This is a genomic window from Schlesneria sp., assembly GCF_036405755.1.
Taxonomy (GTDB): Bacteria; Planctomycetota; Planctomycetia; order Planctomycetales; family Planctomycetaceae; genus Schlesneria; species Schlesneria sphaerica.
In genome coordinates this window covers 1-10,690 of record NZ_DASWWZ010000118.1, presented here as the reverse complement: position 1 = coordinate 10,690, position 10,690 = coordinate 1, and the positions used below count along the sequence as shown (strand labels likewise).

The following is a 10,690-nucleotide window of genomic DNA, read 5'->3' as shown; positions in this document are numbered from 1 at the left end:
TACAGGGCACGTTTGCCGCCACCCCAGACGATTGCTATGATTCAGTTTCCCGCGAGAGTGGCGAAACTGGCAGACGCGCTGGATTTAGGATCCTGTACCTTAATCGGTGTGGGGGTTCGACTCCCCCCTCTCGCATTTTTCCGCATGCCGCTCGATATCCTTGATTGGCAACAGCTCCCCGTGATTCGTCCCGGGGAGTTTTTTTACACCCATCTGCGACTTCTCTCTGCGACTTCGCGCGGCTGGCTCATGCTTGGGAGTGGAACCTCAAGCCTGACACTCCCGAGGTGCGTTCAAACCCCCTGCGACTGAGACCGCATGGTTGCTCTCTGATGTCGCGCGATTCTTGAGCAGGCTTCGTCGATCGCGCCACTATGCTCGGCCGCCACTGCGCCTGCAATCCGTGGACATGAAACGATCTGAGAGTAAAACGTCGCCGCCGAAAGGCCGGCCGCGCTGTCTGACGCGGCCAGACTGTGCCACACGTTCTGCTCGAATTACGATTTCTTCCTGGCACGCGAGCGAGCGGGCTGCGCGGGGGCCTTGCGAGGATTGGCGACGTTGCGCTTGCTGGCTTCGTGAGGGGCGAGGCCGTTGAGCGGCGCGAAACCGCCGTCTTTGGTCGAGTAGGCGTGAACTTCACCCGTTTCCATCTGATAGATCCAGGCATGCAGTTGCAGTTCACCTCGTTGCAGCTTGACGGCGACAGCGGGATGAGTCTGGAGATTTTCGATCTGCACAAGCACGTGCTCGCGGATCGCGATTTCGAGCAGTTCCCGTCCGTGGTACTTTGAGTAATTTTCTTCGACGATCAGGCGAGTTGCCTCTGCGTGCGACAGCCAGCCCCGCACCAGTGGCAGCTTCTTCATGCTGTCGGGCTGAAGCATGGCTGAGATTGCCCCGCAGCCAGAGTGACCGCAGATGATGATGTCCTCAACGCCGAGAGCCGTCACCGCATATTCGATGGTGGCGGGTTCGCCTCCATTCGATGCCCCGTGAGAGGGGACGATGTTTCCTGCGTTCCTCAGAACGAACAACTCGCCCGGCTGGGCCTGCATAATTATCGAGGGGTCAACCCGCGAGTCAGAACAGCCGATAAACAAGGCACTGGGGTGTTGCCCCGAGACGAGCGTCTCGAAGAATTCTCGCTCGTTTTGAAAGACATTTGTGTGGAACTGGTGGATGCCCGTCAGCAACTGATCCATCGTGAGGATTCTTCTGGAAAGAGGGTGATTGCCATCGGCAACCTGAGAAATGACCGCGCGCGATTATTCTCGAAGAACCTGATGATGACGAGTTCCGCCGTTTGCCACGAAGGCTCGGCAGGTCAGGACGAGAATAGTCGCACACGGTGATTCAGGTCACCTGACAATTCGGGCCGCTCCACGATGGCTGAGTGTTCGGAAACTCCATGATGTCCCATTGGTATTCTGCGACTGATAGGGTGATGGCTCGGAATGAGTATCGGATAATTCGCGAGGGACGGATGCCGCCGGACTGGCAGAATTCTCGATCTGGCGGACTCCTGTCTCAGTACATTCAAGCTGGCTCACCCTCAGTTCCAGGGCATCGATTCGTTCCAGTAATTCCGCTTCAGTGAGTCCCGCAGATGACTTCGTTGTCGTTTGTGCTCGGTCCTCATCCCCTGCCCGAGTGGATTGCCAGGTCAGAGAGAAGACGGTCACGACAAGCAGGAAGACTCCCAGTACAGATTGCGGACGAGTCATGGAGCTTATTCCGAACGAGAAGGCGAATTGCAGGCTATAAAAAAGGTTCCGGGCGCTGAGAGGACAGTCTCAGCGCCCGGGTTTGGTTCCGTCACGACATGATGACAAAGCCATCGACCCAGAGATTGCAATGCCACCGAAGCTTAGGTATCCGGCGCGACCCGGACGAACGACCGATTTCCGCAAATCGATCGATTTGTGACGGAACCGACTGCATCGAAAACGAGACGTAGATCCTTAGTGAAAACTTCCTGCGAAGTGTCATCAACATGTAAGAGGTTCGATACATTCCAGTGGGATTCGCTGCAATCCCAAAACGTCAAGATTTTGCCGACGTGACTTTCAGGCGCAGGCTTTTTGTTGTCGTTCGGCAGTGAATGCAAATTCTGCACATGAGTTCAGCCACTCGATGACTCGTTCCATTCGCGTTGATCGCGATCCTTTCACCAGCAGGATGTCGTTAGGTTCCAGCCAGCGGTTCAGGACTGCCAAAAGGCTTTCGACATGGGTCGCCGCCGCAACCTGTTCGGGGTTCATCCCTGACTGGATCGCTCCCCGCGCAACATCGTCTGCAAACTCACCACAGACCAGTATTCGATCAATCTGCAACTGAGCCGCCAGGCGGCCAATTCGTTCGTGTTCCATTTTCGAGGTCGAGCCGAGCTCTCGCATGTCGCCCAGCACCAGCATCCGTTTCTGAACACCGGGAATCGCCAGTTCATTTAACGCGTGGCACGCGGCGGCGACGGAAAGCGGACTGGCGTTATACGTGTCGTCAAGCACCGTCCACGGACCAATTTTCTGAAGTCCGCCACGTCCTGGAGGGGGTGAAAACCGGGCGAGACCGCTCGCGAGCTGCTCGATCGGGATGCCGATTTCAAGACCGACTCCGATCGCGCAAAGTGCATTGGAGACCGCGTGTCGCCCGTTGACGGGAACGTCAAATCGGGTTCCTTCGCAGTGGAAACGCAAATTGCCGGGACGGGGTTCGATTTGAGTGGCCTGGATGTGATTGTCATCACCCTGGCCGACAAAAATGACAGGACACGGTGCCCGATCAGCCATTTGGCGCAGATCGGGATCATCACCCGGAAGCACGGCAAAGCCGGTTGTCGGCAGTTGCTCAAGTAACTCTCCTTTGGCCTGAAAGACTGCGGCAAGTGAGCCAAAAGACTCGAGGTGGGCTGGGCCCACTGCGGTGACAATACCAATTTCGGGGCAGGCAATATCGCAAAGTTCGCGGATATCCCCGACGCGTGAGGCACCCATTTCTATGACGGCAAATTCGTGCGACGAATTCAGCTCGAGCAGGCTGAGCGGCAGTCCGATCAGGTTATTGTAGTTTTTGCGGCTGCGGATCCCTTGAAACTGACAGCCCAGGGCCGCGTAAGTCAGCTCACGCGTTGTCGTTTTTCCTACGCTTCCAGTGATGCCGATGACCAGCGGGTCCAGTCGATGGCGATGCCATGCGGCGAACCGACCTAATGCGGTCAGTGGATTATCCACGATCAGAACGGCCCCAGAGACAGCCGATGCAGATTCGGCAGCGACTACGGACAGGTGAGCACCGCGCTGGTGAGCTTCACCGGTGAAGTGATGCCCGTCAAGATGTTCCCCCTTGAGTGCCCAGAAGATACTTCCTGGCTGGACTTCGCGTGAGTCGATGAAGACTCGGTCGAAACAAGCGTCAATGTTACTGACGTCCCGAAGCCGACCGCCTGTTGCCCGTGTCAGGTCTCGGAGGCTAAACCGCTGCATATTAAGCGCTCACTCTCTCGGGTGGGCGAGCAAGTGGTTGCCACCGCTCTCGCAGAAATTCACGCGCGATCTTTCGATCATCAAATGAGAATCGTTCGCGACCGATGACTTGTTCGTTCTCATGCCCTTTTCCGGCGATCAGGACGCAATCTCCCGGGGCGGCCATCTGCAGGCTTTTGCAAATGGCTTCTCGCCGGTCCTGCTCGACGATCGTGACGGTGCCGTCGTTCTGCATCCCCGCCCGAATTTCGTCAATAATCTTGGCAGGATCTTCTGTACGAGGGTTGTCGCTGGTGACGATGGCGACATCCGCCAGCATTGCGGCCTTGCCCAGTTTAGGACGCTTGCTGCGGTCGCGATCCCCCCCTGCTCCGAAGACGACAATGACTCGGCCTGCTGTGAGGCTTTTCAGGCTGTTCAAGCAACGCTGCAGGGCGTCGTCGGTATGAGCATAATCGACGAAGACATCGAAGGGCTGTCCGCAGTCGATCTGCTCCATGCGGCCCGGGACTCGATGGAAGGTTTCGATTCCTTCGGCGATTTCTTCTGGTGTCAGTCCAAAGTGGAAGGCCACAGCGGCAGCGGCAAGAATGTTAGAGAGATTATGGCGTCCAATAAGTCGTGTCGCACACTCAATATTGCGTCCATGCAGACCCAGGCGAAAGCGGGTGCCCGACAACGATTCGTCGCGAATCTGAAGACTCACGTCGGCGAGTGTGTTCAAACCGTAGCTGACGGCGGACAAGGATTCGCAGACGTGGTTGCGAACGGACCAGGCACCGGCGGGATCATCGACATTCAGGGCGACCATCCCCCCCGGCTGGACCAGTTCCACAATGCGGGTTTTTGCGCTGCGATAAGCTTCGAACGTGCCGTGATAATCGAAGTGATCCTGCGTGATATTGGTCACGACGGCCGCACCGAGTTCGACTCCGGCGGCACGGCCCTGGTGGAGTGCATGACTGGAAAGTTCGATGGCGGCATGGGTTGTTCCCGCCGCAACCATGCGGCCAAACCATTGTGCGAGAGATCGAGAATCGGGAGTCGTCAGCGTGGCCGGTTCGCTCTGCTGGCCGTCTGAGTACTCGACTGTTCCCAGGAGGCCTGTTCGCCGTCCCGACTTTTCCAGCAGACTGCGGATCAGCCATGCGGTGGTGGTTTTCCCGTTCGTTCCGGTTACACCCGCGATGCTGAGAAGGCGCGTCGGATTTCCTGACAGGGATTCACAGATACGTGAGAAGGCCGATCGGACATCCGGTACAACACATTGAGGCAACGGAATTTCGGGATGTGGCCGATCGACGAGCAGTCCCGCGGCCCCTCGAATGTAGGCCTCGTTGATATATTGATGGGCATCAACGCGTGTACCGCGGATGACGGCAAAAAGTGCCCCTTCATGGACATCCGTGCTGTTTTCGACGGCATCGATGACGCACAGATTCGTGCATCCCACGAAGGTCGCCTGAGGCAGCAGCCGCCGTAAACTGACGGCACATGGAAAAGTACTCGCGTGACGCACGAACGCCTCCCTGCGATCGAAACGCAAACCCGATGGCGTCGGACTTGTCCTTGATTCACCCGAAAGCGTCAAGACGATTTCATTCGGGATGGCGATCGGGCTTGCTTCCGCAGGAGGCTTCTCTCAGAATGCGGCGGCTTTATGAGAATCTGGCAGGGATGGAAACCTGACAGGGTAATTGAAACCCCGACGGGGTGACGCCGCCACACGCCTTCAGCCGAACACCCGAATTTTCATGTATGAAGAACTTTGCATCCTGAGTGGTCGCGCCAATCCGAAGCTCGCGTCCGAGATCGCGTCGTACCTCAGTATTGGACTGGGTTCTGTGGTACTCGATAATTTTCCTGATGGGGAAATTTCGGTCCGTCTGGATACCAATGTCCGAGGTCGTGACGTCTTCCTGGTTCAGCCAACAGGACCCTCGGTCAATGAAAACCTGATGGAACTGCTGGTGATGATTGATACGTGCAAGCGTGCCAGCGCTGAACGCATCACCGCCGTCATCCCCTACTACGGTTACGCACGTCAGGATCGCAAGGATATGGGACGCGTTCCCATCACTGCCAAACTGGTTGCCAACCTGATTACCAAAGCCGGTGCGGACCGGGTACTGGCGATGGACCTGCACGCCGCGCAGATTCAGGGTTTTTTCGACTGCCCTGTGGATCACCTGTACGCGTCACCGATTCTGGACGATTACTTCCGGTCTCTGAATCTGCCCACGGAAAATCTGGTCATCGTCAGCCCTGACGAAGGGAGCATCAAACGGTCGCTCCAGCACGTTGACCATCTGGGGGGAAGTTTTGCCATCGTCGATAAACGTCGCGCGAACGCGTTCGAGACCCGGCAGGAAAACTTGATCGGCGGGCCGATCGAAGGCAAAACGGCCATCATTTTTGATGACATGATCACCACCGGGGGGTCAATGGTCGGTGCTGTCAGGACTGTGGCCCAGTTCGGCGCCAGCAAGATTTATGTCGGGGCGACGCATGCCGTTTTCTGCGGCGAAGCCGTCAAACGGTTACGGGAAGCTCCCATTGTTGAGATCGTGGTCTCGAACAGTCTGGCCCTGAAACCCGAGCAAATGCTCCCCAACCTTCGCGTCATCTCGGTGGCTCCACTTCTGGGTGAAGCGATTCGACGCATTCACAGAAATGAATCGGTCAGTTATCTGTTCGATTGAGCTGTCGATCAGTGGATTGTGCAGTGGGGGCGTGTGCCCGTCCCGCGTTTGCAGCGTGTTACAGGACCAGCGGCCCTCCGCACACAAACCATGAACGATCCAAACGCAGCAAAGCCTCGCGATGAAGCACGAACTGTCCCCGCTGGGCGACCCGGGGTGTTTCGGCATGGTATTCCCATTGTCGGCATTATCGGAGGCATCGGATCGGGCAAGAGTTCCGTGGCAAAATGGGTCGCTGCGCATGCCCCCGTGAGTGTGATTGATGCAGATGCCTTAGGGCATGAAGCACTACTCGAACCACACGTTGTCGAAGCGCTGCGTGCGATGTTTGGTTCCGAGATTCTCGGCGCAGACGGAAGAATTTCGCGGCCGGCACTGGCGAAGAAGGTTTTTGGCTCGACCCCGGACCACCTGAATGCCCGGCACGAGCTGGAACGAGTCGTTCATCCGGAAATCATAAGAAAGGCCGTCGAGGAATTCGGGCGGGCGGCTGCATCGGGCATGGCTGCTGTCCTGCTGGATGCCGCGATCCTGCTCGAGGCGGGCTGGAATCAGGAATGCGACCTGGTGGTCTACGTGCAAACCCCCGATGAGATCCGTCTGCAGCGAGTGCGGGACAACCGCGGGTGGACGGCTGACGAACTGCATCGGCGTGAGGCGAGTCAGTGGAGCCTGGATCGCAAGCAAAGGGGGGCCGATTTTACCGTCCTCAATGACAGTGACCTCGATCATGCCGGGCGTCAATTACTCGCGGAACTCTGCCAGCGCGGTTATATCAACTGACTTGTGTCGATGGCGCCAGGGGTCGTTCTCTACGCCAGTGGTTCCCCCTGCTGCTCGATCGAGCTGGGGGTTTGCACGTCAGAGATATCCCTTCTCCGGAATACGTCTCATTAACTTGTCGTAACGTCTCCAGAGGAGGCGTTTGCTGATTGGTCGCAACGGGGAGAATGCGCAGTCCCCGCCGGACGGGAATTCGACGTGACTCAGTCCGAGTGTCAGCAGGAATCTGTCGCCAATTTCTGCCGGTTGACCCCATCAATGGATCGGTTTTTCGTTCCAAACAGGCAAGTTCTGCGCGGGTGAAGCGAGTCTGGACAAGTGTCCTTGAAGCTCTGTACGAGCGGAATAATGAGCACAGATAGTCCTGTCGGATTTTTCCGCAGATTCGGTCAAGTTGCCTAACCGACAATGTCGAATTCTTAGCTGACCGCGTGGCCCAAATTCGAGGCCGGTCAAAAATCTTCTGTCGGTATGACATCAGGGATGAAATCATGCGCCATCGCCTTCGGATTTTTACAGGTCAAGAAGAATCCACTCCAGATGTCCCCGAAAATGTCACTGTCCGCCTGGGAGACATCTCTCGCGCCCTCATTGACGCGACCCGCTGGAATCGGACCTGGGTGAGCGACTTTGCGGATGATGAGATCCAGGTTTCCACCGATCTCTACGAAATTCTGTCTGCCTACATGCGATTGCGTCCCGGCGCGTGAACGCATTATTCTTCCAGCAGGTCGAGAGCGATTTCCCCGTGCCTGCCGGAATCCAGTCGTTACGATTGGACGGGGCCGTCGAAACGTACGATGAGCCCCTGGAGCGTGGGGCACCGGTTCGCTCTCCATTCAGAGGGGAACTGGTGTGACTCTGCAGCAACAGGCAGAGGCAATCTGGCGAGCGGGCGTTGCCGCCGTTGATTCTACCGCGCTGGTACGTCAGGCGATTTCCGCCGACCGCTCATGTTTCACGATTTGCGGTGAGACAATTTCCCTTGATTCGCTGCGGCGTCTTGTGGTCGTCGGTGCCGGAAAAGCCGGAGCCGGGATGGCTGCGGGTGTGGAAGACGCATTGGGAAGTCGCTTCCTGGACAAACTCACTGGCTGGGTGAATGTCCCTGCGGATTGCGTTCGTTCCTTGGAAAAGATCCATCTGCATCCGGCACGGCCCGCTGGAGTAAATGAGCCGACCGAGGCGGGTGTCCACGGATGCCAGCAGATTCTGGAACTTGTCCACTCTCTGACGCCGGACGACCTGTGTCTCGTGCTGATCTCTGGTGGAGGTAGCGCTCTGCTCCCTGCTCCGATTGAGGGTGTTAGCCTCGCAGACAAGCTCACCGTGACGCGGCTGCTGATGCGTTCAGGGGCGACAATTCACGAACTGAATACGGTTCGCAAGCGATTGTCACGCGTCAAAGGGGGGGGCCTGCTGCGCGCGGCTCCGGCAGGACGCATGATCGCCCTGATCATCTCGGACGTGCCGGGTGACCCGCTCGGCATCATTGCCTCAGGACCGACAGTGGCCAATTGTGACTCCGCTCAAGACGCCCTGGCCGTGCTGGAGCGGTTTGCGGGGACTGATTCAGCCCATAGTTCCGTCCCTGCCTCCGTGTGGAATGCCCTGCGCCAGCAGATCGGCAAGCCGGTCGCGGACGAGAAATCGACGATCGAGTGTCACAATTTTGTGATTGGGAACAATCAGACGGCAGTCAAGGCGGCTGCGGCCGAAGCTCGTCGTCTCGGCTTTGAGGTTCGTCTTCTGGGAACGGACCGACAGGGAGTTGCCTCGGAAATTGGGGTGGAACTGGCGGAACTTTCTTCGACCGCACTAAGAGAGGCTTCGTCCCGCAGCATGTGTTTCCTGGGTGGGGGAGAACCCGTCGTGAAGCTCGCCGAAACGGATTTGCCCCGAGTTGGGGGGCGGAATCAGGAAGTGGCTCTGGCGGCGGGATGTCATTGGGGGAATCGGGATCTGAGTCGTCTGATTGTGCTGTCAGGCGGTACCGACGGCGAAGATGGGCCTACTGACGCAGCGGGTGCGTTCTTTGACGCGAAGGTACAACAGTCTGCACAGGACAGGGGGCTTGATCCTCGAACGTTCCTGGCGATTAACGATTCGTATACCTTCTTCGATCAGGTCGGTGGACTGCTCAAGACCGGTCCCACTCACACCAACGTCATGGATCTGCAGATGGCTCTGGTGGCGGGTGAATCACGATGACAGTCATCTTGAAACTGGGGGGGAGTCTGCTGACGCTTCCGGGACTTGCCGAACGCCTGCTGGCAGTCCTGAGCCAGCGACCCGGCGATCGCTGTCTGATTCTGATTGGGGGGGGAGCGACGACGGACGTCGTGCGGAACTGGAGCAAGACTCATCATCTGACTCAGGAAGTCGCTCATTGGCTGGCAATTTCCAGTCTCGACCTCAATCGCAAACTATTGGAGGCACTCCTGCCGTGGACGACCGTTGCTTCGCGCGCTGCTGCCGATCAACACTGGAAGCAGGGAGCTGATCCTCTACTTTTGGACTTCCACCAGTTTGTGCGTGAGGAAGAGCCGATTTCGGGCTTACCCCTCCCCCATCACTGGGACGTGACGAGTGATTCTCTGGCAGCCTGGACCGCGCGACTCTGGCCTGCAGAAGAACTGATTCTTCTCAAGTCGGCCGGGATTCCAGACGGTGTGACGCTGCAGGCTGCTGCCCGAGACGAGCTGGTTGACTCGTATTTCCCCCACTTTGCCAGCGGCATCGAGCAGATCTCGTGGTGTAATCTGCGCGCCAGCGAGCTGAAAATTCAGCCTTGGCGGATTCTGGACTGAGACGCTTTTGGGGTCGCTCAGGACATTGACTGAGCGACCCGCATGAGAGCCCTTCTCAGCCGAAGTAGGCGACGCCGTTCTGGAACAATTTCAAACCCGCGCCGTCTCCTTCCAGCTTCAGTCGTGTCCAGTGGGGATGCTGGGTGGCGAAGAGGAAGCGTTCCGGGTGTGGCATCAGTCCCAGAATTCTGCCGGTAGGGTCACTGAGTCCGGCGATATCAGCGACAGCACCATTCGGATTGGCGCTCCAGCGCGCGTTGACAGGGCGTGAGGGATCACCCTGAACCCAGTCCGCGTACTGAATTGCGATTTGTCCTTTCTCCTTCCACTGCTGAACAACACTCGGATCTTTCGGAACGAGTCGTCCTTCGGCATGGGCGATGGGAAGATCGAGGGACTCGATTCCGCGGAGGAAGACATTGTTCGATTGACCGACTTTCAGGTGAACCCAACGGGCTGTGTATTTTCCGTTGTGGTTCCAGGTAAGCGTGGCGTCAGCGTCGCTCCGTTCGGAGGTGCCCCATCCCTCGGCCCCGTAGGGTAGTACGCCAGCTTTCAGCAGCGTCTGGAAACCATTGCAGATTCCCAGAACCAGCTTGTCAGACGACAGAAAGCGCTTGACGGATTCGCCGAGATGGCCTCGCAACTGGCTTGAAAAGACCACGCCCGCACCGATGTCGTCGCCGTAGCTGAATCCGCCGGGGATACACAGAATCTGGTAGTCATCGAGCAGTTGGGGTTGTTCGATCAGCCGGAACAGATGCACTCGGTCGGCCTGTGCGCCGCAAGTGTCGAAAGCGTAAGCCGTTTCAATGTCACAATTTGTACCCGGTGCACGCAGCACACAAACGCGAGGCGAAGCCATCTTCCATTCATTCCTTACAGAGGAACCGATCGTTCGTCGGATGTG

Annotated in this window: 10 protein-coding genes and 1 tRNA gene; 6 read left to right on the top strand and 5 right to left on the bottom strand. The window is 57.6% G+C overall.

The features are described from left to right. The first annotated feature begins 51 nt into the window (after positions 1-51). Positions 52-135: transfer RNA gene (locus VGE80_RS04100), tRNA-Leu, on the top strand. Positions 136-497: 362 nt separating this feature from the next. Here the strand turns inward: VGE80_RS04100 and VGE80_RS04095 are convergent. From VGE80_RS04095 to VGE80_RS04080, 4 genes are all read right to left on the bottom strand, one after another. Continuing rightward, on the bottom strand, positions 498-1,205 hold the full coding sequence (locus VGE80_RS04095; RefSeq protein WP_440591766.1) for a carbonic anhydrase: 708 nt from the start codon (positions 1,203-1,205) through the stop codon (positions 498-500). 156 nt (positions 1,206-1,361) lie between these two features. After that, the gene (locus VGE80_RS04090) at positions 1,362-1,727 is read right to left on the bottom strand and encodes a hypothetical protein (protein WP_373652964.1); all 366 of its coding nucleotides are present in this window, start codon (positions 1,725-1,727) and stop codon (positions 1,362-1,364) included. Positions 1,728-2,069: 342 nt separating this feature from the next. Further along, on the bottom strand, positions 2,070-3,485 hold the full coding sequence (locus VGE80_RS04085; protein ID WP_373652963.1) for a UDP-N-acetylmuramoyl-tripeptide--D-alanyl-D-alanine ligase: 1,416 nt from the start codon (positions 3,483-3,485) through the stop codon (positions 2,070-2,072). A gap of 1 nt (position 3,486) precedes the next feature. Then, positions 3,487-5,004: a UDP-N-acetylmuramoyl-L-alanyl-D-glutamate--2,6-diaminopimelate ligase gene (locus tag VGE80_RS04080; protein ID WP_440591765.1), complete on the bottom strand. Its 1,518-nt coding sequence runs from the start codon at positions 5,002-5,004 to the stop codon at positions 3,487-3,489. Positions 5,005-5,239: 235 nt separating this feature from the next. On the opposite strand from VGE80_RS04080, the gene VGE80_RS04075 reads away from it, so the two are divergent. The 5 genes from VGE80_RS04075 to VGE80_RS04055 all read left to right on the top strand — a co-directional run bounded on the left by VGE80_RS04075 (position 5,240) and on the right by VGE80_RS04055 (position 9,780). Next, positions 5,240-6,187 carry a ribose-phosphate diphosphokinase gene (locus VGE80_RS04075; RefSeq protein WP_373652961.1) on the top strand — a complete coding sequence of 316 codons (948 nt, stop codon included), beginning with the start codon at positions 5,240-5,242 and terminating at the stop codon, positions 6,185-6,187. Between the two features lie 90 nt (positions 6,188-6,277). Continuing rightward, positions 6,278-6,970, top strand: coding sequence for a dephospho-CoA kinase (gene coaE, locus VGE80_RS04070; RefSeq protein WP_440591764.1), 693 nt, complete (start codon positions 6,278-6,280; stop codon positions 6,968-6,970). Between the two features lie 491 nt (positions 6,971-7,461). Continuing rightward, positions 7,462-7,680 (top strand): hypothetical protein, encoded by a 219-nt coding sequence (locus VGE80_RS04065; RefSeq protein ID WP_373652959.1) that lies wholly within the window; start codon positions 7,462-7,464, stop codon positions 7,678-7,680. A gap of 145 nt (positions 7,681-7,825) precedes the next feature. Further along, positions 7,826-9,181, top strand: a complete 1,356-nt coding sequence (locus tag VGE80_RS04060; protein ID WP_440591763.1) for a glycerate kinase type-2 family protein — start codon at positions 7,826-7,828, stop codon at positions 9,179-9,181. Further along, positions 9,178-9,780 (top strand): amino acid kinase family protein, encoded by a 603-nt coding sequence (locus VGE80_RS04055; protein ID WP_373652957.1) that lies wholly within the window; start codon positions 9,178-9,180, stop codon positions 9,778-9,780. The genes VGE80_RS04060 and VGE80_RS04055 overlap by 4 nt, the downstream gene beginning before the upstream one ends. A 55-nt stretch (positions 9,781-9,835) precedes the next feature. Here VGE80_RS04055 and VGE80_RS04050 read toward each other — a convergent pair whose 3' ends face one another. Continuing rightward, positions 9,836-10,687, bottom strand: coding sequence for a phosphoribosylformylglycinamidine synthase subunit PurQ (locus tag VGE80_RS04050; RefSeq protein WP_440591767.1), 852 nt, complete (start codon positions 10,685-10,687; stop codon positions 9,836-9,838). Between the last annotated feature and the right edge of the window lie 3 nt (positions 10,688-10,690).